Genomic DNA, 25723 nt, shown 5'->3' on the forward strand with positions numbered 1-25723 from the left:
GTTTGAGGAGTGCGCCGATGTCGACCCATATTTCCGTTCCACCGCAGTTGCTGCTCGAGCGCATTCTGACGCTCGAACTGGTGCGGGTGACGGAGCGTGCGGCTGTCTCGTCAGCACGGCTGCGCGGCCATGGCCAGGAGAAGGCGGCCGACCAGGCCGCGGTCGACGCGATGCGGCGCGAGCTAAACAAGCTTCCGATCGAAGGCACGATCGTGATCGGCGAGGGCGAGCGCGACGAGGCGCCGATGCTGTTCATCGGCGAAAAGGTTGGACTCAATGCGGGCCCCAAGGTCGATATCGCGGTCGATCCGCTGGAGGGCACCACGCTGTGCGCCAAGAACATGCCGGGCGCGATCGCCACCATGGCGATGGCCGATGGCGGCACGCTGCTGCACGCGCCTGACGTCTATATGCAGAAGCTCGCGATTGGCCCGGGCTATGCAAAAGGCGTGGTCGAGCTCGATGCGACGCCCGCCGAAAATGTCCGGCGGCTCGCGAAGGCGAAGGGCGTCGAAGCTTCCGCCATCACCGTGCTGGTGCTCGATCGTCCGCGCCACGCCGACATCATCCAGGGTGTGCGCTCGACGGGTGCCGCGGTGCGGCTCATCACCGACGGCGATGTCGCCGGCGTCATCCATTGCGCCGATCCTGATAACACTGGCGTCGACATGTATCTCGGCACCGGCGGTGCCCCGGAAGGCGTGCTGGCCGCGGTGGCGTTACGCTGCATCGGCGGACAGATGCAGTGCCGTCTCATCCTCGACAGCGAAGAGAAGCGCGAGCGCGCCCACAAGATGGGCATCACCGATCCCAAGATGATTTACGGCATCGAGGACATGGCACGCGGCGACTGCTTGTTTGCAGCGACCGGCGTCACCACCGGATCGCTTCTGTCGGGCGTCAAGTTCCGCAAGGACGGTGTGATCGAGACCGAGACCGTAGTGATGCGTTCGGTGACCGGCACGGTGCGCTATATCAAGGCCGAGCACCGGCAGCTCGAGAAGTTCCACCTGGATTAAGACCCACGCACCGTCGTTCCGGGGCGATGCGAAGCATCGAACCCGGAATCCAGACGTTGTGGCGCGAGATTCCGGGTTCATCGCTGCGCGATGCCCCGGAATGACAAAAACAAAAATGGAGGCGCGCATGTCTGATCTTTCTGCCGTCAAGGCGCTGGTGTTCGACGTGTTCGGCACGGTGGTCGACTGGCGCACCAGCCTGATCAACGACTTCACCAAATGGGGCGAGACGCGCGGCTTCAAGGCAGACTGGACGGCGCTGGTCGATGGCTGGCGCGCAGTCTACACCGCCTCGATGGACGAGGTGCGCAAGCATCCTGAGCGCGGCTATGTCATTCTCGACGTCCTGCACCGCCGCTCGCTCGAGACACTGGTGAAAGACCTCGGCATCTCAGGCCTCGGCGACCCCGACCTGCATCATCTCACGATGGGCTGGCATCGCCTGCATCCCTGGCCCGACAGCGTCAGCGGGCTGACGCGGTTGAAGACAAAGTTCATCATCGCGCCGCTCTCGAACGGCAATGTCGCGCTGCTCACCAACATGGCGAAGTTTGCGGGCCTGCCCTGGGACCTGATCATGTCGGCGGAATTGTTCGAGCATTACAAGCCCGATCCTGAGACCTATCTCGGCGCGGCCAAACTGCTTTGCCTGCAGCCGGGCGAGGTGATGATGGTGGCGGCTCACAATTACGATCTGAAGAACGCGCAGAAGCACGGGCTGAAGACCGCCTTCGTGGCGCGTCCGACCGAATACGGCCCGCTGCAGAAGGTCGATTTCGAGGCCACCGGGGCCTGGGACATCGTCGCCAGGGATTTCGGCGGCATCGCCGACCGGCTCGGGTGCTAAAGGGCGGTGAGCCGCGCGATCATACCGGAAATGTCGGTATGATGGAGAGCTGACACGCGTTTAATTTCCAGGACTTAGCGTGCATTTTGCCGCAGGTGCTGCACCTTGTTTCAGCAGTTCACTGCTTTTTTTGGCGATTCGGATACCACCGGTGTGCGCCCGATGCGCGTTCTGGTTCCGCGATCAGTCGTGGAAAGTCGCGCCGCTGTCTCTTTGTCCGGCGCGGCCTTCGTGCTTACCTGCAAGCCGCATCATGACACTTCCCGCAACCGCATTACCCATCGAGCAGCCGGCGGCCTTTCTTGGCGTGAGCCAGTCGCTGACGGGAAAGCTGTGGCGAGATCGGCTGGATGCGCGCGGCGCGGCGCGGGCGCTCGCTATCACGCAGCGTCATCAGTTGCCGGAGCTTCTGGCGCGTGTGCTTGCAGGCCGCGACGTCGATATCGACGCCGTGCCGGACTTTCTCGATCCGACCATCCGAAAACTGATGCCGGATCCGTTCACTGTGACGCAGATGGAAATCGCGGCCAAGCGCATTGCGGACGCAGCCCAGCGCGGCGAGAAAGTTGCTATCTTCGGCGACTATGACGTCGACGGGGCGACGTCGGCCGCGCTACTCGCCTGGCATCTGCGCCATTGCAGTCTCGATCCCCTGATCCACATTCCCGACCGCCTGTTCGAGGGCTACGGCCCCAATACCGAAGCCGTGCGGGTGCTGGCGGCTAAGGGCGCGACGCTTCTCATCACGGTCGATTGCGGCACGACCAGCATCGAACCCCTGGCGGAGGCCACGAAGCTCGGCATGTCCGTGGTTGTCATCGACCATCATCAAGTCGGCACCGAATTGCCAGAGGTCGATGCCCTGGTAAATCCGAACCGGGCAGACGATCTGTCGGGCCTTGGTCATCTGGCAGCCGTAGGGCTGGTGCTCGTCACGCTCGTTGCGGTCAACCGCGAGCTGCGCAATCGCGGCTTCTGGACCGCCGAGATGCCGGAACCGGATCTGTTGAGCATGCTGCACCATGTGGCGCTCGGCACGGTCGCTGATGTGGCGCCGCTGATCGGGCTCAATCGCGCGCTGGTGGCCAAAGGGCTTATCGCGATGCGACGGCGCGACCATGTCGGCCATACCGCGCTGATGGATGTCGCGCGCCTGAACGGCCCGCCGGAGGCCTGGCATCTCGGCTTTCTGCTGGGGCCGCGCATCAATGCCGGCGGTCGCATCGGCCGCGCCGATCTCGGCGTGCGGCTTCTGCTGGAGGGCGATGTGTCGGAAGCCGCGCGCATTGCAGCCGAACTCGACCGACTCAACAGCGAGCGGCGCGTGATCGAGCAGGCGGCTGAAGCCCAGGCCGAGGCGGAAGCACTGGCCTCGCTCGGGCTCGAAGACAAGGGCGCGGTGATAGTCACAGCGTCGGAAGGCTGGCATCCCGGCGTGGTCGGGCTCGTTGCCGCGCGGTTGAAGGAAAAGTTTTCGCGGCCCGCTTTTGCGATCGCGCTTGAGCCCGGCGGCATCGGCACCGGCTCGGGCCGCTCGATCGCCGGCGTCGACCTCGGCAAGGCGGTGCGTCAGGCGGTGGTCGATGGCATTTTGATCAAGGGGGGCGGCCACGCGATGGCCGCGGGCGTCACTTTGCGCAAGGAGAAGCTCGCGGAGTTCCGCGCCTATCTGGAAAACACGCTGGGTCACGACGTGAGGCAGGCGCGCCATGTCAATGAACTGTTCGTCGACGGCGCGGTCACCGCGCGCAGCATAACGCCGGAGCTTGCACGGACGCTCGATCGCGCCGGGCCCTTCGGCAGCGGCAATCCGGAGCCGGTGCTGGCGTTGCCCTCGCACCAGTTGATCTATGCCGATGAGGTGGGGCAGGCGCATTTGCGGCTGCGCTTCAAGTCCGGCGACGGCGCGATCGTCAACGGCATGGCATTCCGCTCGGTGGGACAGAAGCTTGGCAATGCGCTAAAGCAAAATCGCGGCCAACAGCTGCATGTCGCGGGTGCGCTCAGTGTTGATCGCTATCAGGGCGTCGAGCGCGTACAGTTGCGCGTGCTCGACGTTGCGCTGCCCGACCAGGGCCCAGCGTTGATCAGGTAAGCCAATAAAAAGCAAATGAGTGTGGACATGGCAGGACAGGTTGCAGGCAAGGTTGCGTTGGTCACGGGAGGCGCGTCGGGCATTGGCCAGGCGGTCGCCGAGTTGCTGGCGGAGGAGGGGGCCTCCGTGGTCGTGACCGACATGGACGAGCTGAGGGGCCCCGATGTTGTGGCCGGCATCAAGAGGGCTGGCCGCGAGGCGGTGTTCCTGTCTCAGGACGTGACAAGCGAACCGCGCTGGGCCGAAGTCGTCGGTGAGATTGAAGAACGCTTCGGCAGGCTGGATGTGCTGGTATCGAACGCGGGCATTGGCATCGGCGCGGCGTCCATTATCGAGATGTCGCTGGCCGATTGGCGCCGGCAGACGGCGGTCAATCTCGATGGTGTGTTCCTATCAGTGAAATACGGCCTGCCTCTGATGCGCAAAACCGGCGGCGGCTCCATCATCATGATGTCGTCTCTGGCGGGCCTGCGCGGTGCGGCCACGCTCGCCGGTTATTCCGCGACCAAGGGCGGCGTGCGCCTGTTCGCCAAGTCGATCGCGATGGAATGTGCGTCGGTGGGTGATGGCATCCGCGTGAACTCGGTGCATCCCGGGATCATCGATACCCCCATCTGGCACAAGATTCCAGCGGGTGGCACCGCGAGCGGCCAGAACGCGCCGATCGACTTCGAGGCAATGGCAAAGCTCGCGGCGCCATTGGGGCGGCCGGGGCGCGCGCGCGAAGTTGCGCAGGGCGTGCTGTTTCTGGCGTCGGATGCCTCAAGCTATCTGACGGGCAGCGAACTCGTCATTGATGGCGGAATGTTTGCCGGCAGTGCGCCGCGGAAGTCGTAGCTCCGCCTATCCACCTTGCCGAAGGCGGGCCAGTACCTCCAATCCGCCATAGCCGTCGGCCGGCTGAATGCCGGCCTTGAGCTGGAAATCGCGGACGGCCTGCATGGTGTCGTTGCCGACGCGGCCATCGGTGCCGCCGGTGTCAAAGCCTGCCCTGGTCAGCCGCGTCTGCATCTCCTGCACCTCGGCGAGCGTCAGGGCGCGCTCCGAGCCGGGGAAGGGTTGGATGAAAGGACCGCCGCCAAGAATGCGATCGCCGAGATGGCAGATCGCGAGCGCATAGTTCATCGACGGATTGTAGCTCCGCACGGAATAGAAATTCGGGCCGAGCAGGAAGGCGGGCCCACCATCGACCGGGATCCACATTTGTGCGGACGCATCCGGCTGCCGGAACGCCTCGCCGTTGGCGCGCGTGACGCCGGCGCTGGCCCAGGCTGCGTAGCTGCGGTTGCCACGCATCGTGCGGCCGGTTGCCTTGACCTCGTAGCCCCAATGCTCGCCCCGTCGATAATGACCGCGGTCGACCAGGAATTTTGCAGTCGAGCCGAGCGCATCGTCGGGCTTTCCGAACGGCGAGATCTTGCCGTCCCCGTCATAGTCGATGCCGACATTGAGCCAGACTTCCGGCATCCATTGCGTATGTCCCATGGCGCCGGCCCACGACCCCCGCATCTCCGCCGGTGTGCTCCAGCCCTTGTCGACGATGCGCAGAGCGTTGACGAGTTCGCTCTGCCAATAGGCCTTGCGGCGGGGCGCATTCCACGCGAGGGCGGCGAGCGAGGGAAAGATCGGCCGCATGTGGTTCTTTTGAACCAGCGGATCGCCGTAGGCTGATTCCACGCCCCACAGCGCCAGCAGTGTGCCGCGCTCGACCCCGAAATCCCGCTCGATGCGTGCAAACAGAGCAGTGTTTTTCTTCAGCGCTTCCTTGCCATGGATGATACGCCAGTCGGAGACGCGGCGGTTGATGTATTGCCAGGTCTCCTCGTTGAACTCCGGCTGATTATCGAATTCCTTGAACACGCTCATGTCCGGCTCGACACGGGCCATGCAAAGGTCCCATGTGGCCGGCGTAATGCCCTTCGACAGCGCATGCTGGCGAAATTTGTCCCGCCATTGCTCGAAGCCGGCTGGAGCGGCGAGCGCGGAGGGCGAAGCGGCGACCGCACCGAACGAGAGGCCGGCGCGCAACAGCATGCGGCGGGTCGGCTGGTTCCAGGAATCACGCTGGTTCATGGGTCCAATCTAGCGCCGCGCGGGGCGCCGCAAAACCGGCTCCGGCGCGGGGAACTTCAGCTGTCCTGCTGCAGGCTGACAGCAATTCTCGCAAGCCATTGCCGGATCACGCGCTCGTCCTTGGGTGTCAAGCTCTCCACAAGTCGACGCTCCAGCACCATCGCGCGCTTGCGGCATTGCTCCAGCAGTGTCAGGCCGCGCGGCGTCAGGGTCCATTGCAGCCGTCGCCCATGCACCGGATCCGGCGTCTTCATGATAGCGCCGTCGCGCTCCAGGTTGCCGATGATGACGCCGACGGTCTGCGGCGTCAGCAGCGCCACGCGGGCAAGCTCGGCTCCGGAGAGTCCTGGATAGGCCTTCAGCATGGTGAGTGCCACGAATTGCGGCACGGTGACACCGAGTTCGCCCAGCGCACGCTCCAGCGTCAGGCGCGAGGCGGCCTGGGCCTGGCGCAGCAGATAGCCAAGATAGCCGCTCTCGCCGCGCTTGCCCTCGCCAGGCGGCGGCGGGCTGACGCTTGCGAGCGCGGGCTCCGGCTGGGGCGGGGCAACGCGGGCCCCACGCCGTCCCGTCTTGTCCGTGCCGGTCGTTCGCGCCGGCCTTGGCCGCTTTGCGGCCTTTTCCGCCGGCTGCGGAGCCATGGTCATTTCCACCTTGCGCATGGTATCAGAGCTCTTATATATTATCAGTGCTCTGATAATATAACACGAGGATGCAAAATGTCCCACCCTCGCGGCGAGTATGAAGATCTCAAGAAGATCGCGCCCGACGTTTATGAGGCGGTATCTGCTCTGGGGCAGTTGGCAGTCCGCGCCGGGTTAGACAAGCAGCTGCTCGAACTGATCAAGCTGCGCGCCTCGCAGATCAACGGCTGCGCCTTCTGCTTGCAATTTCACGTGCTGCAGGGCGAGCGGCTCGGCCTTTCCGCCGACAAGATCAACCTGGTCGCGGTCTGGCGCGAGGCGCCGATCTTCTCGGACCGCGAGCGCGCGGCGCTGGCCTGGACCGAGGCCCTGACCCTGCTGGCCAACGGGGTGAGCGACGAGGTCTATGCGGAGGCGCGTAGGGAATTCTCGGAAAAAGAGCTGATGTACCTGACCTCGGCCATTGCCTCGATCAACACCTGGAATAGATTTGGCGCTGCCTACCGCTGGACCCCTCCGGCCCGCCAGCCCGTGCGAGCAGCATCCTGAGACAAGAACGACGGTAATTCGGGAGGAGAACAAACATGACGGCGATCGCTGCAAGTCTCTCGCTGACAACAATCCGATCCCCGGCGCGGTCGGTCTGGCTGGCCGTGATAGCAGGCCTCGCCTGCGCCCTGGCCATTGGAAAGGCGCTGCCCGTGACCATGAACGCGGCTTTGGACCTGGCGGCGCCGCTTTGCGCCACTGCGGCCGAGGGATCGCCGCTCGACAAGGTCGAGGTCATTGCGTCCTATCCACTGCCCAATGTGGCGGGCAAGCGTGTGACCATCGTTCGCGTGACTTACGGTCCCGGCGGGTTTTCGCGCCCCCACCGGCATGCCGGTTCAGTGACAGCCTATGTCACGAAGGGCCAGATTCGCTCCCAGCTTGGCGGCGGTCCGCTCGAGACCTTCGCGGTCGGCCAAACCTTCTTCGAGCCGCCTGGTTCGACGCACATGGTCTCGGCCAATGCGAGCAACGTGGAGCCTGCGGAATTGATCGCGGTGTTCGTGGCCGACGAGGGGGCACAGCTCACGACCTTTCTCGATTGACCAGGTTCGTGCCGCTCTTGTTGCACCTTTTGCGCTCATCTTGTGGCGCCCGCCCACGCACGAAAATTTCAACCTGAAGGGTGAGCGGAAGTGCATCGCCCCGCTCACCAGACTTCCCGCACATCGCTACCCTGTGCCTTACTCTTGCAGCCTGGCTTTGACAAAACTCAGTCGATCGTTGCCGAAGAACATTTCGTCGCCGACGAAGAAGGTCGGCACCCCAAAGACACCCCGCGCTGCGGCGCGTTCGTTATTGGTGGCGAGCTTTTCTCCTACGTCATCAGAATTGGCCACGTCCCACAATTCCGGAGGGAGAGCATGACTCTTGGCAAATTTCGACCGTCCCTCCTCACTGGTTAAATCATCCGAGTTCCCTCCCCAAACTACGGTGAATAGTGCGCTGCTTACCTTCTCGAAAGCACCGAGCTGCTGGCCTGCGATCCCGGCACGCGAAAGCAGGTCGCTCCTGACTTGTCCTTGCATGAGCGCGTCAAACAGCTTCACATTTGGAGAGAAGGGTACCCCGTATTGCTTCGCCCAACGCACACCGTCGACAACGGAATATCTCACCTTCGGCGAATCCAGCGAGGAAGGCTGATTGTCTACCTTCTTCATGACCCAAACGATATCGATGGGCTGGTAGTGGACTTGAGCCCCGAGTTTCGTGATCTGCGTGCTCGCGAGATACGAATAGGGACTACGGTAATCGAGAACAAATTCGATCGGCATGATCTTCCACCGTGATGATTGATCACAGCAATTTTGTTGAACTATTTTGCATCATGATTGCAGATCGATAATCCGCATTACGGATGCAATACAAAGGCCGCGGATTGATGGTCATTGCTCGAGACGCGTGTCGCCATGCAGCAATGCGGTGTGGCTGCGGTCGCCGGGCTCAATCCGGACTTTGTCCGCCGCGCGAGCTGATATCGGCTAATATCCACCTGCTCTCCATCAAAAGAGGTCTCGATGATCGACCGCTATTCGGATCATGCCGCCAACGAACGCACCTTTCTTGCCTGGGTTCGCACCGGGATTGCCATTGTCGCCTTCGGTTTCGTGGTCGAGAAATTCAATCTGTTCGTCCGCACTCTGGCGGAAGCCAATGCAGGGGAGGCGGCCAAGCAGCTGCATCTGGACCGGCTTACGCGCGGTTTCAGTCATTACGACGGGCTTGCGCTGATTGTGGTCGGCATGGCGATCATGTTGATATCGCTGCTGCGCTTCGTACGCACGACCAGACTGATCGATGACCAGCAATCCCATTCCGCCGGGAGCGTCAGGGCTGAACTGGTCTTGTCGGTGGTGCTGACGCTAATCGTCGCCAGCCTGATGGCTTATTTTGCGATCGAGTGAGAGACGCAAGGCGCTGGCGCAAGACCCGGCTGGTCAGTTCTCACTGCCGCCTTCCTGCATGTCGGGCTTGATCACATCCTCCGGCAGCGCATGCGCAACCGGCGAAGCCGCGATCTGCGGCCCGATCTCGCGGCCGCGGCCGTGGATCAGCCGCTCATAGGCCGCGATCAGGGTGACGTAGGGATTGACCCAGATCCAGCCGTCGCGCGTGAACACCTGCACGTCGAAATGCAGGTGGCGGCTGGTGCCATTAGGATGGTCCAGATAGTTCGAAACCACACCGATTTGCTCGCCCTCCGCGACCTCGCGCCCGTTCAACAGGCGATCGGCGTCCATCGTGGATGGGTTCATGTGCATGTAGCGGAAGCGGATGTGCTCGGTGGTTGTATTGATCTGCAGCGTCGCGGCCTGCTGCCGCAGGGAACGCAGCACGACGCCGTCGCGCACGGCAAAGATCGGCCGCTGCCTGGGATCGCAGACGCTTGCCGGCGTGTCGGCGGGGCAGGGCGCGGGGCGGATGTCCTGTCCCTGGTGGCCGTGGCCGGTGGCGCATTGGCCGACATTAAAGCTGCGCGCCTCGCAAAAACTGTCACGCCAGGGATAGCCGCCGCTCGGCGAGTCGGACTTGTCGGCCGGGCGGTGCTTGCCGAAGGATTGCGAATGCAGGAAGGCGGGAGCGTTAAGCGGAAAGCGGATTTGGGAGTAGGCGTTGAAATCGGTGCGGCCGCTCTGGCGGTGAAAGCCGCTGCCCTCGAGAAGGTCGCCAACGGGCCGGTAGGTGAAGTCGGCCGATCGCTCGCTCGGCCGCTCGGTGACGAGGGAGGCGGTATCCTGGCGCGGGCGCAACGGCCGGCCCCCTGCGACATGGAGCGCCTTCAGAAACCGCTCGGCGATAGGGTAGGCCTCGCGGCAGGCCAGCCGCCGCGGGCGGGGTGCGGAGTCCAGACACTGGATCGAGACGACGTAAGGCACGCCGAAACGGGTGAAGGCATAGCGGACATAGCCTTCGCGGATGAAACGGCGCAGATCTGGATATTGCGCGGCTAGGCTCTTGACTGGCTCGCCCTTGCCGCCGGCGGGGTCGGCGATGTCATAGATCAGGAGCGAACCGCTGATCTGGACCTCGACCGGCTTGGCAAAGATGCGCGACGGCAGGCCGTCGCCTGCGCCGGGCTCGAGCGAGAACACCGCGTCGTAGCCCGCGGGGCCGGCGTCAAAGAAATCCACGCTGCGGAAGTCGGCCTGGTAGCGCGACACCGGGATGGCTTTTTCGCTCCCGTTCTGCCGCGTCTGCAGGAAGGCCGTTGTGTCGAACGGCAGCAGCACCGGCACGGCGCTTCGGGCAATCCCGGTGAAGATCGGGGTAGTGGCGGCATTCAGCGCGACCCACGCCGGCACGACCCGCGAATCAAAGCCGCTGACGCGGTGCTGGGGCGCGAAGCTGAAATCGGCGGCAAGCGAGGGCGCGGCGGCAAGCTCGACGCGGAACTGGTTCTGCGCCGCGCGCCAGTCGGCATGCACGACGGACGTCTCGGGGGTCCGGAACTCCTCGGCGGAAACAGTGAGCCGGCCGGCGAGGAGTAAAGCGAAAGCTGCCAGCAGGAGGTTGACGAACCGGACAGCCTTTCCACTCACCCCTGCGTCCCCCGGCGCAAACCCGCTGTGATATTAATCCTTTGCACGCTCGGCGTAAGAGCCGTCTTCGGTCATCACCACAATCCGCGTGCCGACGCCGATGTGAGGGGGCACCTGGGTGCGGACGCCATTCGACAGCATGGCGGGCTTGTAGGACGAGGAGGCGGTCTGGCCCTTTGTGACCGGCTCGGTATCCACGACCTCCAGAGTCACCCGCTGCGGCAATTGCATCGCGACCGGGCTGACGTCGTGCATCAGAAGCTTGACGGTCATGCTTTCCTGCAAATAGGGCGCGGAGGTGCCCACAATGTCCTTCGATACCTGGACCTGGTCATAGGTCTCGGGGTTCATGAAGTGGTAGCCTTCGCCATCTTCATAGAGGAAGGTAAAATTGCGCTCCTCGACGGTCGCCTTTTCGACCTGGTCGGTGGTCTTGTAGCGCTCCGAGACCTTCACCCCGTCGCTGATTCGGCGCATTTCGATCTGGCTGACGGGGGTTCCCTTGCCGGGATGGATGTTCTCGGCGCTCAAAACGACGTAGAGCTTGCCGTCTTGCTCGATCACGTTGCCCTTGCGAATAGAACTGGCGATGACTCTCAAAGCTGATCTTCCTGATATTTGGGCCCGAAATGGTGCTAAGCGCCGGTCTCGGGGGGCGTTTGATGCGGTTTCGGGCCGCAACATACTGATTTTGTCGCCGGATGCCAGCATTTTGCCGCCGCATAGGCTGAACCCGTGATGGCCGGAGAAGGCCCGATTTCGCCCTGGTGGTCGGCCTCCCGACACGCCGATACCAGGCCGTTTCTGAAGCACCGGGCCGCGATCACGCGGGCTTTGCGGGCCTGGTTCGAGTCCCAGGACTTTACCGAGGTCGAGACCGGGATTTTACAGGTTTCCCCTGGAAATGAGACCCATCTGCACGCGCCGCACACACAATTGGTCCGCCCCAATGGCGAGCAGGCAATACGCTATTTGCGCACCTCGCCGGAATTTGCCTGCAAGAAGCTGCTTGCCGCCGGCGAAACGAAGATATTTGAGTTCGCGCGGGTGTTCCGCGACCGCGAGCGCGGCGACGTGCATCTGCCCGAATTCACCATGCTGGAATGGTACCGAGCCAACGCTCCCTATGAGGAAATCATGGCGGATTGCGTGAGCGTCATTGCGCATGCCGCGCAGGCGACCGGCTTCGGCACCTTCTCGTTCCGCGGCAAGGGCTGCGATCCCTTTGCCGAGCCGGAACTGCTGACGGTCGGGGCGGCGTTTGCGCGCCATGCGGGCGTCGATCTGCTGGCGACGATCGAAGGCGGCGAGGGCAATCGCGGGCTGCTGGCCAAAGCGGCCGAGGGCAAGGTGCGGCTTGCCGATGATGACAGCTGGTCCGATATCTTCAGCAAGATCCTGGTCGAACATGTCGAGCCGCAACTCGGATTCGGGCGTTTGACGGTGTTGTTCGAATATCCGGCGCCGGAAGCGGCGCTGGCGCGGGTGAAGCGGGCCGACCCGCGGGTCGCCGAGCGCTTCGAGGTCTATGCCTGCGGCGTCGAACTCGCCAACGGTTTTGGCGAGTTGACCGATGCGGAAGAGCAGCGCCGACGGTTCGCGCTTGCGATGGACGAGAAGCAACGCCGCTATGGCGAGCGCTATCCGCTGGATGAGGATTTCCTGGCGGCGGTTGCGAGCATGCCGGAGGCCTGCGGTGTTGCACTCGGCTTCGACCGGTTGGTGATGCTGGCAAGCGGTGCGCTGCGCATCGACCAGGTGACATGGACGCCCGCGACGTTGGACCGATGAGCAGGATGAATTTAGCAACGACACTCCGTGATCCGACCGAGCTGGCGGCACAAGGTCTGGTGCCAGCCGCCGATCTCGCCGATCTCGAAAAGGTTGCGGCGCGCTATGCGATTGCGATCACGCCGGATCTTGCCGCGCTGATCGACCCGAATGATGCGGCCGACCCGATCGCGCGGCAGTTCGTGCCGAGCAAGGAAGAATTGCTCCTCGATCAAGGCGAGCGTGCCGATCCGATCGGCGATCATGCTTTTTCACCGGTCGCCGGCATCGTGCACCGCTATCCCGACCGGGTGTTGCTCAAGCTCGTCCATGTCTGTGCGGTCTATTGCCGCTTCTGCTTCCGCCGCGAGATGGTCGGGCCGGGCAAGGACAGCGCCTTGTCTGAGGCCGCCTATTCGAGTGCGCTGGATTATATCCGCACACACAAGCAAATCTGGGAAGTGATCCTGACCGGCGGCGATCCCTTGATGCTGTCGCCGCGAAGGCTCAAGCAGGTAATGCATGACCTAGCCGCGATCGATCATGTCAGGATCATCCGCATTCACACCCGCGTGCCGGTCGCCGACCCCTCGCGGATCAGCGATGACATGCTGCAGGCGCTGAGAGTTGAAAGCGCGACGGTGTGGGTCGCGCTGCACGCCAATCACGCGCGGGAATTGACTGAACACGCGCGTCAGGCTGTTGCGCGCCTGGTCGACGCCGGCATTCCCATGGTGAGCCAGTCGGTGCTGCTTCGCGGCGTCAACGACAGCATTGTTGTGCTGGAAGAGTTGATGCGCGCCTTCGTTGAATGCCGCATCAAGCCATATTACCTGCATCATGGCGACCTTGCGCCGGGGACGGCGCATTTGCGCACAACGCTCGCCCGCGGGCAGGCTTTGATGGGCGCTTTGCGCGGGCGGGTGTCCGGTCTGTGCCAACCGCAATATGTCCTTGATATCCCCGGCGGCGCCGGCAAATCGCCGGTCGGCCCGAACTATCTGCAGGCCGAAAATTCTTTTGTGGGTGAAGGTGATGCGGCTTCAGAAACGCGCTATCGTGTCACGGACTATTGCGGTGAGGTGCATCTCTATCCACCTCAGCGCTGAGGGATATGACGTGCTCTGACAGGAGGAGCGACATGAAGAGGAGCAACATGAACAGGACGACTGGCCTACTCGCGCTCCTGGTTCTCTTCGGCGGAGCCGAGGCGATGGCCCAGAGTATGAACAAGGGCTCGTCGTCGACGGGCCAGACCATCAATGGCGGTATACCAGAGGCACCGATCGGCCATCGTCAGCCACGGCCGGGCGACGTGCCGGATGAGAAGAACTTGTCTGATCCGAACAGCGCCCAGAACAAGGAAGACGCGGCGCTCGACAAGAAGATCAAGAGCATCTGCCGCGGCTGCTGATCCGATCCTGCGCGCCCGACTCGCGTTTCGGGTCGGTCGTCCCGCCGTCGGTCAGAGCGTAACGACGATCTTCCCGAACTGCTGGTTGGACTCCGGAACCTCCACGATTTCCTCGAACGGGAAGCTTCTGGCGATCACGGGCCGCAGTGCACCGGAGTTTAATCCGTCAAGGATGGACGCTTTTGCGCTCTCGATTGATGCGCTGGCGGCCGCGCTCCCGAAGCTCATGACGTGAGCCCGCAAAGCGCGGCCCGCGCGAGCGCCTCACTTACGCCGAGTGTTCGCGGGTGACTGCGCGCGCAGGACGACGGCGCGCCACGACGGCGTTGGCCAGCTGCTCCAGCGCCGGCACGGTCGTCTCCCAATCGATGCAGCCGTCCGTGATGCTCTGTCCGTAGGTTAGCGGTGTACCCGGCCGCACGTCCTGACGGCCAGCGACGAGGTTGCTCTCGATCATGACGCCCATGATGCGGTGCTCACCGTCCGCAACCTGGCCGGCGACGTTGGCCAGCACCTGTGGCTGGTTCTCGGGCTTCTTGTTGCTGTTGGCGTGGCTGGCATCGATCATCAGGCGCGGCGCGACGCCGGCCTGATGAAGCTCGATCGCGGCCGCCTCGACGCAGGCTGCGTCGTAGTTCGGTACGCGGCCCCCGCGCAGGATGACGTGGCAGTCGATATTGCCAGTGGTTGTCGCAATCGCCGAGCGGCCGCCTTTCGTCACCGCCAGGAAATGGTGAGGATGCGAGGCCGCCTTCACCGCATCGGCTGCGATGCGCACACTGCCATCGGTGCCGTTCTTGAAACCGACCGGGCAGGAGAGGCCGGAGGCGAGCTCGCGGTGGATCTGGCTCTCGGTGGTGCGCGCGCCGATCGCCGCCCATGACACGAGATCTGCAATGTATTGCGGCGTGGTCATATCGAGGAATTCGGCGCCCGCGGGCAGGCCGAGATTGTTCACTGCCGACAGCACGGAGCGCGCCAGGCGCAGGCCCTTGTTGATGTTGAAGCTGCCGTCGAGGTCGGGATCGTTGATCAGCCCCTTCCAGCCGATAGTGGTCCGCGGTTTTTCGAAATAGACGCGCATGACGATTTCGAGGCGGTCGGCAAGACGCTCGCGCAAGGTGGTGAGCCGCTCGGCGTAGTCAATCGCGGCGGCCGGATCGTGGATCGAGCAGGGGCCGACAATGACCAGCAGGCGGTCGTCGGTGCCGTTCAGGATGGCGTGGATAGCGTTGCGCGCGGCCATCACCACGCGGGTTGCGGTAAGGGTACGCGGAATTTCCCCCATCACCTCTTCCGGGGTGGTCAGTTCCTTGATTTCCCTGATCCGAAGATCGTCGGTTGTACTCAGCACGGCGGGCTCCTCTAAGGCATTTGCTTTGGGACCTGCCGGCCAATAAAAAAGCCGCCAGGTCTGGCGGCTGTTTGGACTTTTGGCTGCAATTCGTCAGATTGAGCGCGATCCTCCCACCGCCAGCGAGCTGTCGTAGCTAAAGTACCAAAAATAGCTGGTGGCGAAGTTGATCATGGCCGCCTCATAGCGCAGCCGTTTCCTCTTGTCACCCCTTAAAATTCGCGGCGGCGTCAACCCTGCCGGGCCGCCAGCGCCATGCCGATCAGGGAGGCACCGCCGAATACCAGGTTGATGCCGACCAGAAGGCCGATCGCCCATTCGGCCGATCCGGGCAGGCCGGCGATGATCATGAATGAAATCAGGATGTCGAAGATGCCGGCGATCATGAGCCACAGCCAGCGCTCCGACAATTCGCGCCGATGCTCCAGCGCATACATGATCGTGGCGACACCTTCGGCGACGAAATAGGCACCGACGACGAAGGTGAGGGTCAAGACACCCTGCGCCGGCTTGGCGAGCAGGATGGCGCCGGCAACCACTGCGAGGACGGCCGATATCAACGACCACCAGAAGCCCGGCATCGCCCGCGCCCAGAAGGTCAACACCAAGCCTGCGATGCCGCTGATCAGGAACATCCAGCCGACGAAGATCGTAACCGCAAGACTTGCGAGCGGAGGCACGATCATGGCGGCAAGCCCGAGGATCACGAGCAGGATGCCTTCGAACAGGAAAGCCTTCCAGTGCTCGCGCACCGCGGCCTGCATGCGCGATTGCAACTTCTTGATCTCGTTGCTGGGATCCTGGGGAAGGGTCATCTGATGTCTCCCAAAACCGGCCAAGGAAACTCGACAAAGAAACTCGACAAGGAAACTCGACACGGCCGCATCGCACCTGACGTTCTTAGGCTTTCGTTTTCCCAGTCTACCCGAGCCCCGCGGGCGAGCCTATCCCGTCGTCCGCAGCCGGTTGCGGCTGAATAGATAGATCGCAGTTGTGACGACCAATAGCGCGGTGCCGAGCAGGAGCGCCGTAAAGCCGACGGGGATCAAGAGGATCGCCACATTGCGATCGGGGTTGTGCAGCCAGTGATGGATCGAGGTCAAAACGAAGACCAGGCCGATAAACCCGGCGCCACCGCCAAGCACCAGCAGTGCCCACATCCGCCGCAACTGGCTCAGGCGTTCACGTGCAAGCTCGGTGCGAGGGGCGTGATGACGGGCGACCCGCCGCACCAGGCGCGCGGCAAAGCCGATCGAGGAAAACCCGATCAGGACGCTGGCCGCACCGAGCCAAAGCCGTAGTGTTGGATCAAGACCGGCATATTTCTGCAGCATCAGAAGCGGGAAATCGAAGCCCGCATGCAAAGCGACGGGGCCGATCAGCACAAGCGCCAGGCTCGAGATGCGCGCCCAATCGCGATGGTGCCGGTGGGCGCCGAGCGCGGTGCCGGAGCGCGCGATGGCGAGATAGGCGCCGGCGATGATGCCGAGCGCGCCATGGAAGGGCACGGTGAGCACGCTGCGCAAGGCCGCCAGCGAGCGCCACATATCGGCGTGCTGCACGAGATAGGCGAGGTTTTCATAGGCGGCAAACCCGAGCCCCGCCGCCGCGCCATACACCACCGTGTCCATCGGATCGTCGAACGTCCGCCGCCGCGACGACACGGCGATGATCACGAGAATTTTGACGGCTTCCTCCGGCAAGGCGACGCCGAACAGCGAATGCACGGCCTGCGCCACCCAGATGTTGTCGGGGGCGACGAACAGATTGGCGAAGGGGGCGCGCACCACGCCGAGGAACGAGATGCTGGCGGCGCCGAGTAGAAAGGCACCCCATACCCTGACAGGCGAGCCGGGTCGCTCTCCTGCGGCGATGACAAGCCACAGGATCAGAAGCGCCGGCCCTACCGCGGCGGCTCCGATGACGGTGGGGAGTGAGGTGAGCAGGTTCATGTCCGATGGCAGATGGGCTCTTGTGCTGGGTTCGCCAAGGAGTGTGATTGCGACCTTCTATCGTCACAATAGCCGTTCGCAACGCGCAGACTCCGCTTTTTTATTGAGAATAGATTGTTCGAAAGACCGGAGCTTTCGCTTATGCGCGAGCAGCCGCGGCAGCTGTTTTGCATCTGCGCACGGTCGCGTTACCAGATGAAACGTGAGGCGCGATCCGCGATTGCCTTGCAATCCTCGGCTTTGGCAAGGGCTGCCGATGCGAGCGTGCAAACGCGATCACGCCAACAAGAAATCTCGTCATCGGCTGCTTTCCGGCGACCTTCGCGCGGCAAGGCCAGGAATTCGACCGACAATTATTATTTGCAAGTCAAATCAACGGCTTTTCTGGATTATTTGAAGCTGGAATTCACGACTTCACCGGTGCTGCTCATAAGTGTATTTACGACGCCGCATGTGAAGTCTTAGCATTCAACTTGAGCCTCTCGCGAAAGCTTGCGCTCGAGGCGGATTGCAGAGCCAATCTGAATTTTATGTTCTCAAGTTGTTGTAACGGATGACATATCGGGCGTGATCTCAGCAAGACGTGAGCGGGGTTGGGAACAGCGAGGCATTGGGGATGGTTTTATTCAGCACGGCACATAGCCGGATGGAACCGGTCCCGGGCGCCGATCCGGCGTATCATCATGGGCCGGTGAGCGCGTTGGTGTTTGCCGCCTTGGACCATGGGATGCCGGCTTGATAGCTGGGAGCACCTCCGCCGCGCCCTTGGCGCTGCCTGTTACCCTTGACGCCGTGATCTGGCGCCGGCCAGGATTGGAAAGTTAAGGAAATGCCTGCCCTTGACGCCGCCGTGATTTTTTTGGCCCTGACGGCCTTTTTTGCGGCCTTTGTGAATGGAGCTATCGGCTACGGCTTCTCCTCGCTCACCGTGCCGCTTGCCCTGGTCGTCTACACCAATCGCATTCTCAATCCGGCCATCGTCCTGGTTGAGGTCTTCGTCAATTTCTACGTCCTCTCTATCAACCTGAAGGGCGTGCCGTCGGTCTGGAAACGGGTATTTCCTATCCTGCTCGGGCTTTTGCCGGGCATTGCGATCGGCGGCTATGCACTGGCCTCACTGCAGCCGGGTTGGGTTAAGTTCGCTACCTACACGGTCATTCTGCCCCTGATCCTGCTGCAAGCCGCGGGTTGGCGGCGCCCGATCAAGGCTAGCTGGCTCATCGGCCTCCCGTTCGGCTCGATGCTGGGCGTCCTCTATTCGGTGACGACCATATCGGGCCCGCCTTTGGCGATGCTGTTCAACAATCAGGGCCTGGTCAAAAACGAGTTTCGCGCCGGCCTCGCCCTGGTTCGCGTGGCCGAATCGACTGTGACTGCGATCGTTTATTACAAGCTCGGCCTGTTCATCTCGGAAAGCGCCAGCCTGCTTTATGTCTTGATTCCGAGCGTCGTGCTTGGCATCCCGCTGGGGTCTTTTGTCATCCGGCGGCTGGACGCGGAGAGTTTCCGCCGCATCTGCATGAGTTTCGACGCCTGGGTCGTCGGCTTCGGCCTGTCGCGGGTGCTGATCGAGTTGAACCTGATGAAGAGCCCGTGGGCCTATGGCGTGATGGCAGCCACGATGCTGATCGATCTTTGCCTGCTCTACACGTTCTTTACGGCACACAAGGCGAGCGCCAAGCCGTCATAAACCAATGGCTGCAACCAAAGGCTGCGCGCCGACCGCAAGACCTAAAGCGCTGAGATCTGGTTGAATCGTCATCGCGCTTCAGGTCTTTGATTGAGCATGATCTTTTCGGAAAACCGCTACACACTTTTCCGGATCATGCTTTAGTTGGCGGCGGCGCCGGTCTTGGTCTTTGATTTCGCGGTCTTGGCGGCCGGTGTCGATGTCACCGTCTTCGGGGTATCCGAACGCACGGCGCCCCAGGGATCGCTCGGGCCCTTGTCGGGGATATTGCCGAGGGATTTCTGATAGGCGCGCTGGGCGTCCTTTTCGGCCTGGATCTCGGTTTGTGACTTCTCCTTGTCGGCTTCGCCATACCGCTGAACATGGTTGTCCTGGGCGAAGGCCGTGGTGGCCAACAGCGAGATCATCGCAGCAAGAATAATGCGCATTGGGGGCTCCCTCGATCCAGACCAAATCAGCGTAAAGGTGGTTTGTGTCTAAAACAAAAGCAGCCGCCACGCCAAGCGTCGAAATTGGGAGCGAAGCAGGGTGCGCGCGGGTGGGGCTTGACCGGCCATCCTGTCGCATACAACGCTGCGTGACCGGCGGGAACCGCGCGGCCGAGCTGGTCGTTGCGTGAGCTGGTCGTTGTAAAATCATGGCCGGGAGAGATCATGAAATGACAAAGCTCTCCATTTCGCTCGCTGCGCTTTGCGTGTGGCTTTCCCTTGGTGCCGCTTCTGGCGCCGGCATGGGAATGCACCATTCGAGCAGCTCAGGCGGCGGCGCCTTCGGCAGCAGCGCGGCTGCGCCCGGCACCAATTCGCTCGGCACTGCGCTATCCTCGTCGGGACGAGGCAACGGGCGTATGAAAGGCCCGCCGCTCGGCACCGGCAGTCCCGCTGTCGATCGTGAGGACAAACAGGTCGCCAGGATCGTGCATTCTTCCATCTGCCGGGGCTGCTGAGTCCTCGGCAATGTCCGCGTACGCTACTGCGTGAGCAGCCGCCGGCAGGCGTCGACAAAGACCTGCGCGCCGGTGACGATGTCCTCGTCCGCAGTGTTCTCTGTCCAGTGGTGGCTGATGCCGCCGATCGAGGGCACGAACAGCATACCCGCCGGCATGATCGTGGCCAGCACCTGGGCATCGTGACCCGCACCGCTCGGCATCCGCAGCGATTTGCCGCCGGCAAAATTTGAGCTGGCCGCTTCGATCGCCTGCTGGAATTTGCTCTCCATCATTGCGGGCGTGCCGCGGCGAATGCATTCCACCGTAACGCGGCAGCGCGCCTGCGCGTTGACCTCTTCCGCCATGGTCTGAAGCTCAGCTTCCAGCCGCGCCACCACGGCGACGTCGGCGTCGCGTACCTGAAACAGCATGTCCGCGGTACCAGGAATGATGCTGGGCGCGCCGGGGTCGAGTGTGATGCGGCCGGTGGTCCATACCGTGCGCGGCCCGCAGATATGCGGGAAGCGCTCATCGATTGCGACACAGAATTTTGCCAGCGCGAGCCCCGCGTCCCTGCGGTCCGTCATCCGCGTGGTGCCGGCGTGATTCTGCTCGCCGGTGAAGGTGATGCGGTATTGAAAGATACCGACGATCGAGGTGACGATGCCGATCTTGAGGCCTTCGCTTTCCAGGGTCCGGCCCTGCTCGATATGGGCCTCAAGATAGCCGACGTGCCGGCCGCGCTCGGCCGCTTGCCGCGGAATCCCGGCAAGGCCCGCTGCGCTCAATGCCTCGCGCATGGCGCGGCCGCTGCTGCGATCGCTGGCCGCGTCGATGTCGGCTTCGGTGACGCCGCCGACATAGGAGCGGCTGCCAAGGAAGTGGCCGAAATGGCCTTCCTCGTCGCACCAGGCAGCGACCTCGACTGCGCCTGTGACATCAGGATCGTTGTTGAGCACGCGCGCGGCTTCGAGCGCATAGATGACGCCAAGCGGCCCGTCGAGCCAGCCGGCATAATTCTGGCTCTCCAGATGCGAGCCCGCGAGCAGCTTCGGGCCCGTCTTCGTGCTTGTCGTCAGCACATTGCCGATGCCGTCGATCGCTCCCGTCAGCCCCGCCTCGGGCAGCTTGGCAAGCAGCCATTGCAGCGACTCTAGATGCGGCGCGGAGAAGGTGGGCTTATGCACACCGCTCCTGTAAGCGCCGATTGCGCGCAGCGCATTGAGATCGGCGAGGACGCCGGTGCCAGCGGCGGACGAAGGGGTGTCGGGCATGAAGCCATGGTCTCCGGTGCTGTCGGTAACATCGCCTTCTGTCAGCCTGGACGGCGGATGGCGAGCCTTATTTGTAAGCAGCGTGCAGCATCGTTCTGCGATGCTGATTCCGCGCCTGGAGCGGGCGGCCGGTGATGCCGTCGCGTTTGGCTGCATTGCGAATCCGGAGTGGAGGGGAACAGCCAACCTCATGGGCTACTTGGCATGTGTCGGCCATAGCTCCTGTTGATGGCAGGGCAATTGGAAGTGGTTCGACAGGGCCGCCGGCAATTGCTTGGTGCCGGCGGCCCACCGGTCCTGACTGGTTCAAAGCGTTGTGTAATCTCAAGTTCGGGCGGAAGCGTTAATTGGTCAGTCGCAATTCCCGCTCTTGATCCCGACAATCCAAACCCTTCGTGAGATCTGGCACTGCCAGTATTCGTTCGATCGCCGATCATCAATGACGAGCAATGTCGGCGCGGAACCCGGTTTGACTGTTCGATGTTGCCCGACACATTGGGAAAGGCCGGGTGGACAGCGATTTCTATTTTGCGGCGCAATTGCAGCAGATCAGTATCTGTATGACGGTGAGCCGCCTTGGTTCTCGTCGTGCTGCGCGGAAGCAATCAATACGTAAGTACCAGCGCGAGCGTGGCCTTGCGCGGTTGCCCAGACTGGTGCAGCCTCATTGCTATTGAAGTTCGGCGTCAAGTTTTTGAACCGCCTCCGCGAAAAACGCGAAGGGTATTTTAGTGGGGTTTGTGTTGTCTTGCGAGGTTTTTTGCATGTCAGTCGCGCTGGAGCTAATTGTCGATGGGTATGTTCGCTTGAATGATCGCGGAGCGATCGTAGGCCTGAAGGCGCACCGTGAGAACTTGTTGGCGCTCTTGAGAGCACAATTGGGCGGTTGCTTCGACGTCAGCCGATCCATCGCTCAGATGGAAGAGGAGCTTGCGCAGATCGAAGCCGGATTGGAGCGGCTGGATGAAGCCACTGCGTCCGCACCGGGCAACGACATGCAGGCATCCATTTTCAACTGACCTCTTTTGATCGAGCGGCACAATGCGCAAAGATGCCACCGATGAGATGAAATGCGAGGCCTGCAACGGCACGGGCTTTCCGCGTATCAAGCAGCCATCGCAGCCGGGCCGGCGGATATACCCCGCGCCGTGCAAGCGGTGCGGCGGCAAGGGGTGCGTGTCCGCAGGCAAGCAAGCAAGTAAGCAAGTAAGCAAGTAAGCAAGTAAGCAAGTAAGCAAGTAGTAAGAGATAACCCGCTCGTTGGGGCAAAGAGCGGGTTCGCTCTCAGCTTGGCAGAAGCTACGCTACTGCGAACAGCGTGCGGTGATGATGCCTTGGCAAGCTTACATGGACCTGACGCGACGCTCAGTCGTCAAACCATTCACGAGACCCGCGGCAAGATCCTCTTCTGCGCATGATCAGACACAACCGGATATCGGCAGGCCCGCGATCAATATCGAACGGATCAATCGCCCATTCGCTCAATTTTGATTGAGCAATTGCTGCGGCATGTTGGTGCAGCGAACCAAGCAAGCCGTGCTATGACGAGGCGCGTCGATCCAAACCAATGAGACATGCCATGGCGACCGTGAAGCTGCTTGCCGACGATGAACTGTCACCCGAGGCGCGTGTCATCTTCGATGACATTCGCAGGACGCGGCAATCCGATTTCGTCAACAACTTCTGGCGCGCGCTCGCGCATGACCCGAAGACACTTGGCCGGACCTGGGACAGTCTCAAACAGGTCATGGCGCCGGGCGCGCTTGAGCCGAAGGTCAAGGAAATGCTCTACGTCGCAGTTTCGATTGCTCATGGCTGCAGCTACTGCATTCATTCCCACACCGCCAGCGCTCGTGCGAAGGGCATGACCGATCAGGAATATGCTGAGCTGATCGCCATCGTCGGCATGGCCGCGGAGACGAACCGGCTCGTCACGGCCCTGGGCGTCGCCGTCGACGACGCGTTCCTCGTGGATCCGCCAAAGAGCGGCCCGCAGGACTTTTAACGGGTTTGCTCTGATCCTGCGCGGATCACGTCCTCGTCGCGCTCGGTCGTCTTCGCGCGCGGAGCGGCTTTCGGCTCGCCCGCCTTACCACCTTGTGCGCCACCCTGGCGATGAGTGCCTAACACTCGCCGAAAGCGCTCAGCAGCCCAATCGCTGCGGGAATCAAGGCCACGCAAGTCCATAAGGCGGGCGCGCTGGAGTCCAGGCCGGCAATAAAGATCCAAATGCCAAAGCCGATAATTCCCACTGAGATCAAATAGGCGAGCATTTTTTCCATTGGCCATCCAGCGCAGGCAGTGGCCGAGGGCAACTACGGTGACGACTCCGCCACCTCTATCGGTCGCGGTGTTGCTCGCGACCTTGGGGGAAGGATCCCACAAAAGCGCTTCGGCTGCATTGAACTTGGAGTGAGTTGCCACCGGCTCCCGGTAATCAGCCTCGGCAAATCTCTCGCGCGAAGTGCATGGGCGCCCCGACCTGTCCGGCGCCGGCCGCTCATCGATTGGATGTACCTTTCCAGCTGGATCGGCTTTAAAGCTGGCTCTTTCACTTCTTCGCCCTCAGCCTAACCCCGACCAGGCGCGGCGCACCTCAGCCTGATCAATTTCGTCCAGGTAAGCCTGTAAATCCGCGCGGGCTCGCTCAATCAAACAGACGGCCCGCATCGGCGCACGGCCTTGTTTGGCGATTTCTATGAAGGAGTCCAAATCGTCACAAAGTTCGCGCGTGGCTTCGACCAAACTGGCGCTCATTTCAATTCTTCCTCCGAAGGCGATCTCGACCAGGCGGTGCCAAGCCTGGTGTGGCCCAAACCCATCAGCCGAGAGTAAACCCCTTCGTCTGCTCGTGAATCACTTTGACTGTGCACCTCGCCCGCCATTTAACGTGAACTGGGCCAGGGAACTAACCATGCTTTCGGCTATAGCAGGCGCTCTCATCGTTCTCAGCATTGGCATTCTTGTGGCCCATGCCATGGACGGCTTTCGCTCGAGGCGATGAATCTCGGCGGCTATCGCACGCTCACGTAAGCGCCCCATGCAGCGGCCAAGCCCGCCGCGACGAGAAGATAGAGCGGCTTGTCGCACAGCGTAGCCCCGTATTGATACGGCTCAGCGCCGGAACTCCCGAGTTGAAGCAGCCCCGCAGAAGAGAACAGGCCGGCTGCTATCGCTAAAGCACCTCCGACATAATGCATACCATGCGCTCCGGTTGCTCGATCCATACGAGACAAGCGCGCCGATTCGCGCAACTTACAAGCACCGGTCCAGAGGTGGATTTTTTCCATCGAGCACGGGGTGGGTCTCAAGGACATCCGGCGGCCGCGCTGGCCGAGTTCCGGGAACTGCGGCAATCGCTCGTCAAAGCAGCCACAGCGCCGACGGCACTGACTGACACTACCCCTTGCACGAAACCCGGCGGTTTGAGATGGCGGAGGCGCGGGACATCTAAGGAACGACGGTCACTGCGGTTGCCGCCGCCGAAGCCGACGGGCTAGCACAAGTTCGTATTGAGCCGGCTCGTCGCCGCGCCACCATCGTGCCGCATACAAAGGCGCCATCGAACCATGAAGCGCAACCGGCGCCGGTCAGTCGTACATACCGGAGAGAGCATAGAAGAACCGCACTACAGTCCGCCGGTTCGAGCCGGTGGGCTTTGACCTAACGTGATAGCCGTTGAATCAAGTAATTGTCGGCCGCGCTGACTATGTTCGATCATTGCTTTCTCGGCCCCATTTTCGTCGGCGCAACAAGCAATGCATTTCCGGTCGGCAAACACGAGCCACTGGTGAAGCGCAACTTCCCTGATGACGTACTCGGTCATTTCGAGCGTCCTGGCAGCGAGTTGACTGTATGTTACACCAACAGCGTTGCTTGTCTGTTAACCCCAATCCGATGACATCTGCGATCCCTGGGCAGCGGCACGCGAACCAGCGACCTTTACTGTTCCAAAGTTTGCCTCCGTTCGATCCAAATCTTCGGTTAGTGCGGGCCCCAGTGGAGGATTGCCATCGTGCGTCATCTCGTCGTTGGGCCGGCACTAATCCTCCTCCTGGCGTGCAGTAGCGTTTCTGCTGGTGAAGCGCCGCCATCGACCGAATCCGATAGCACACCAAAGGTGCAGAACCGGCCGTCACCTACCCAAGGGCACGCCAAAAAGAATAAGCAGATCTCAAGCACTCGGTCCCGGTCGGCACTGTCATCATTGCCACTCTCGTCGGCAGAGGCTTATGCGGCCGAACATTCCGCCGATCTGCCGGTTTCATCGGCGGCGAAACAGGCGTCACCTACTACCGGTTCATGGACAGGCTTCTACGTTGGGGCTGGCATTGGTGCCGGTCGGCAATGAAACACCGACGCTCAGCAAAATAGGTGCGCATGTCGTCGACAAGGCGGCGCGCTAACGGGCAGTTCTGTCAGCTTGTCGGGCATGTCCCCGACATAGGTAATCAGTGCCTCATTGCGAGGCTTGAGAAGAAGCATAAATACGCTATGCCCTCGGATTGTAAGGCCCCCAGCCTCCTGAGTCCGATGGGCGGGCGGCCCCGCTACGCATGGCGGGGCCGTGCAACT

At 62.2% G+C, this 25723-nt stretch carries 28 protein-coding genes and 1 pseudogene; 15 read left to right on the forward strand and 14 right to left on the reverse strand.

Annotated features, from left to right (window positions below; translation table 11 throughout):
* Positions 1 to 17 precede the first annotated feature (17 nt).
* From glpX to A3AI_RS0132105, 4 genes are all read left to right on the forward strand, one after another.
* Positions 18 to 1019: a class II fructose-bisphosphatase gene (glpX, locus tag A3AI_RS0132090; protein WP_024519496.1), complete on the forward strand. Its 1002-nt coding sequence runs from the start codon at positions 18 to 20 to the stop codon at positions 1017 to 1019.
* 127 nt (positions 1020 to 1146) lie between these two features.
* Positions 1147 to 1866 (forward strand): haloacid dehalogenase type II, encoded by a 720-nt coding sequence (locus tag A3AI_RS0132095; protein WP_024519497.1) that lies wholly within the window; start codon positions 1147 to 1149, stop codon positions 1864 to 1866.
* 253 nt (positions 1867 to 2119) lie between these two features.
* On the forward strand, positions 2120 to 3961 hold the full coding sequence (gene recJ, locus A3AI_RS0132100; protein WP_024519498.1) for a single-stranded-DNA-specific exonuclease RecJ: 1842 nt from the start codon (positions 2120 to 2122) through the stop codon (positions 3959 to 3961).
* Between the two features lie 27 nt (positions 3962 to 3988).
* Complete coding sequence (locus tag A3AI_RS0132105) at positions 3989 to 4798, forward strand: glucose 1-dehydrogenase (protein ID WP_024519499.1); 810 nt, start codon at positions 3989 to 3991, stop codon at positions 4796 to 4798.
* 6 nt (positions 4799 to 4804) lie between these two features.
* Here the strand turns inward: A3AI_RS0132105 and A3AI_RS0132110 are convergent, their stop codons facing one another.
* The gene (locus A3AI_RS0132110) at positions 4805 to 6034 is read right to left on the reverse strand and encodes a lytic murein transglycosylase (RefSeq protein WP_024519500.1); all 1230 of its coding nucleotides are present in this window, start codon (positions 6032 to 6034) and stop codon (positions 4805 to 4807) included.
* A 56-nt stretch (positions 6035 to 6090) separates the two neighbouring features.
* On the reverse strand, positions 6091 to 6675 hold the full coding sequence (locus A3AI_RS43795; protein ID WP_051382558.1) for a MarR family winged helix-turn-helix transcriptional regulator: 585 nt from the start codon (positions 6673 to 6675) through the stop codon (positions 6091 to 6093).
* A gap of 78 nt (positions 6676 to 6753) precedes the next feature.
* Here A3AI_RS43795 and A3AI_RS0132120 point away from each other — a divergent pair, with 78 nt between their 5' ends.
* Positions 6754 to 7227: a carboxymuconolactone decarboxylase family protein gene (locus A3AI_RS0132120; protein WP_024519502.1), complete on the forward strand. Its 474-nt coding sequence runs from the start codon at positions 6754 to 6756 to the stop codon at positions 7225 to 7227.
* A gap of 35 nt (positions 7228 to 7262) precedes the next feature.
* Positions 7263 to 7772: a cupin domain-containing protein gene (locus A3AI_RS0132125; protein WP_024519503.1), complete on the forward strand. Its 510-nt coding sequence runs from the start codon at positions 7263 to 7265 to the stop codon at positions 7770 to 7772.
* 138 nt (positions 7773 to 7910) lie between these two features.
* Here the strand turns inward: A3AI_RS0132125 and A3AI_RS0132130 are convergent, their stop codons facing one another.
* Entirely contained in the window at positions 7911 to 8501 is a 591-nt protein-coding gene (locus tag A3AI_RS0132130) for a 2-hydroxychromene-2-carboxylate isomerase (protein WP_024519504.1), read from the reverse strand.
* Positions 8502 to 8744: 243 nt separating this feature from the next.
* Between A3AI_RS0132130 and A3AI_RS0132135 the strand changes: the two genes are divergently transcribed.
* Complete coding sequence (locus A3AI_RS0132135; protein WP_024519505.1) at positions 8745 to 9131, forward strand: YidH family protein; 387 nt, start codon at positions 8745 to 8747, stop codon at positions 9129 to 9131.
* A gap of 33 nt (positions 9132 to 9164) precedes the next feature.
* Here A3AI_RS0132135 and A3AI_RS0132140 read toward each other — a convergent pair whose 3' ends face one another.
* Entirely contained in the window at positions 9165 to 10766 is a 1602-nt protein-coding gene (locus A3AI_RS0132140; protein ID WP_024519506.1) for a M23 family metallopeptidase, read from the reverse strand.
* 33 nt (positions 10767 to 10799) lie between these two features.
* Positions 10800 to 11366, reverse strand: coding sequence for an elongation factor P (efp, locus tag A3AI_RS0132145; RefSeq protein ID WP_024519507.1), 567 nt, complete (start codon positions 11364 to 11366; stop codon positions 10800 to 10802).
* Positions 11367 to 11504: 138 nt separating this feature from the next.
* Between efp and epmA the strand changes: the two genes are divergently transcribed.
* From epmA to A3AI_RS0132160, 3 genes are read left to right on the forward strand one after another with little or no spacing between them, the layout of a single operon-like run.
* Positions 11505 to 12557 carry an EF-P lysine aminoacylase EpmA gene (gene epmA, locus A3AI_RS0132150; RefSeq protein ID WP_024519508.1) on the forward strand — a complete coding sequence of 351 codons (1053 nt, stop codon included), beginning with the start codon at positions 11505 to 11507 and terminating at the stop codon, positions 12555 to 12557.
* On the forward strand, positions 12554 to 13645 hold the full coding sequence (locus A3AI_RS0132155; protein WP_024519509.1) for a lysine-2,3-aminomutase-like protein: 1092 nt from the start codon (positions 12554 to 12556) through the stop codon (positions 13643 to 13645). The genes epmA and A3AI_RS0132155 overlap by 4 nt, the downstream gene beginning before the upstream one ends.
* 47 nt (positions 13646 to 13692) lie before the next feature.
* Complete coding sequence (locus A3AI_RS0132160) at positions 13693 to 13950, forward strand: hypothetical protein (protein WP_024519510.1); 258 nt, start codon at positions 13693 to 13695, stop codon at positions 13948 to 13950.
* 51 nt (positions 13951 to 14001) lie between these two features.
* Here A3AI_RS0132160 and A3AI_RS48150 read toward each other — a convergent pair.
* The 4 genes and pseudogenes from A3AI_RS48150 to A3AI_RS0132180 form a co-directional block, all read right to left on the reverse strand.
* Positions 14002 to 14145 (reverse strand): annotated as a pseudogene (locus A3AI_RS48150) (NADPH:quinone reductase); the annotation flags it as partial.
* Between the two features lie 73 nt (positions 14146 to 14218).
* Entirely contained in the window at positions 14219 to 15304 is a 1086-nt protein-coding gene (locus A3AI_RS0132170) for a 3-deoxy-7-phosphoheptulonate synthase (RefSeq protein ID WP_024519511.1), read from the reverse strand.
* Positions 15305 to 15534: 230 nt separating this feature from the next.
* A complete protein-coding gene (locus A3AI_RS0132175; RefSeq protein ID WP_024519512.1) occupies positions 15535 to 16119 on the reverse strand; it encodes an HdeD family acid-resistance protein in 585 nt (194 codons plus the stop codon).
* A gap of 129 nt (positions 16120 to 16248) precedes the next feature.
* Complete coding sequence (locus tag A3AI_RS0132180) at positions 16249 to 17256, reverse strand: PrsW family glutamic-type intramembrane protease (RefSeq protein WP_024519513.1); 1008 nt, start codon at positions 17254 to 17256, stop codon at positions 16249 to 16251.
* Between the two features lie 141 nt (positions 17257 to 17397).
* On the opposite strand from A3AI_RS0132180, the gene A3AI_RS0132185 reads away from it, so the two are divergent.
* Entirely contained in the window at positions 17398 to 17721 is a 324-nt protein-coding gene (locus A3AI_RS0132185; protein ID WP_024519514.1) for a hypothetical protein, read from the forward strand.
* Positions 17722 to 18085: 364 nt separating this feature from the next.
* Entirely contained in the window at positions 18086 to 18946 is an 861-nt protein-coding gene (locus tag A3AI_RS0132190; RefSeq protein WP_036050267.1) for a sulfite exporter TauE/SafE family protein, read from the forward strand.
* A gap of 140 nt (positions 18947 to 19086) precedes the next feature.
* Here the strand turns inward: A3AI_RS0132190 and A3AI_RS0132195 are convergent, their stop codons facing one another.
* Positions 19087 to 19374, reverse strand: coding sequence for a hypothetical protein (locus tag A3AI_RS0132195; protein WP_024519516.1), 288 nt, complete (start codon positions 19372 to 19374; stop codon positions 19087 to 19089).
* A 230-nt stretch (positions 19375 to 19604) separates the two neighbouring features.
* Here A3AI_RS0132195 and A3AI_RS0132200 point away from each other — a divergent pair, with 230 nt between their 5' ends.
* Positions 19605 to 19892, forward strand: a complete 288-nt coding sequence (locus A3AI_RS0132200) for a hypothetical protein (RefSeq protein WP_024519517.1) — start codon at positions 19605 to 19607, stop codon at positions 19890 to 19892.
* A gap of 23 nt (positions 19893 to 19915) precedes the next feature.
* Here the strand turns inward: A3AI_RS0132200 and A3AI_RS0132205 are convergent, their stop codons facing one another.
* Entirely contained in the window at positions 19916 to 21148 is a 1233-nt protein-coding gene (locus A3AI_RS0132205) for a Zn-dependent hydrolase (RefSeq protein ID WP_024519518.1), read from the reverse strand.
* 764 nt (positions 21149 to 21912) lie between these two features.
* Here A3AI_RS0132205 and A3AI_RS0132210 point away from each other — a divergent pair.
* Both A3AI_RS0132210 and A3AI_RS0132220 read left to right on the forward strand, forming a co-directional pair.
* Entirely contained in the window at positions 21913 to 22167 is a 255-nt protein-coding gene (locus A3AI_RS0132210) for a hypothetical protein (protein WP_024519519.1), read from the forward strand.
* 560 nt (positions 22168 to 22727) lie between these two features.
* Positions 22728 to 23153: a carboxymuconolactone decarboxylase family protein gene (locus A3AI_RS0132220; protein ID WP_024519520.1), complete on the forward strand. Its 426-nt coding sequence runs from the start codon at positions 22728 to 22730 to the stop codon at positions 23151 to 23153.
* Between the two features lie 118 nt (positions 23154 to 23271).
* Here A3AI_RS0132220 and A3AI_RS48915 read toward each other — a convergent pair whose 3' ends face one another.
* The 3 genes from A3AI_RS48915 to A3AI_RS48155 all read right to left on the reverse strand — a co-directional run bounded on the left by A3AI_RS48915 (position 23272) and on the right by A3AI_RS48155 (position 24974).
* Positions 23272 to 23430 (reverse strand): hypothetical protein, encoded by a 159-nt coding sequence (locus A3AI_RS48915; protein WP_198030257.1) that lies wholly within the window; start codon positions 23428 to 23430, stop codon positions 23272 to 23274.
* 283 nt (positions 23431 to 23713) lie between these two features.
* On the reverse strand, positions 23714 to 23905 hold the full coding sequence (locus A3AI_RS0132230; protein ID WP_024519521.1) for a hypothetical protein: 192 nt from the start codon (positions 23903 to 23905) through the stop codon (positions 23714 to 23716).
* Between the two features lie 871 nt (positions 23906 to 24776).
* Positions 24777 to 24974, reverse strand: coding sequence for a hypothetical protein (locus A3AI_RS48155; RefSeq protein ID WP_156928033.1), 198 nt, complete (start codon positions 24972 to 24974; stop codon positions 24777 to 24779).
* Positions 24975 to 25723: the final 749 nt, after the last annotated feature.

Origin of the sequence: Bradyrhizobium sp. Tv2a-2, assembly GCF_000472425.1 — a bacterium.
Classification (GTDB): domain Bacteria; phylum Pseudomonadota; class Alphaproteobacteria; order Rhizobiales; family Xanthobacteraceae; genus Bradyrhizobium.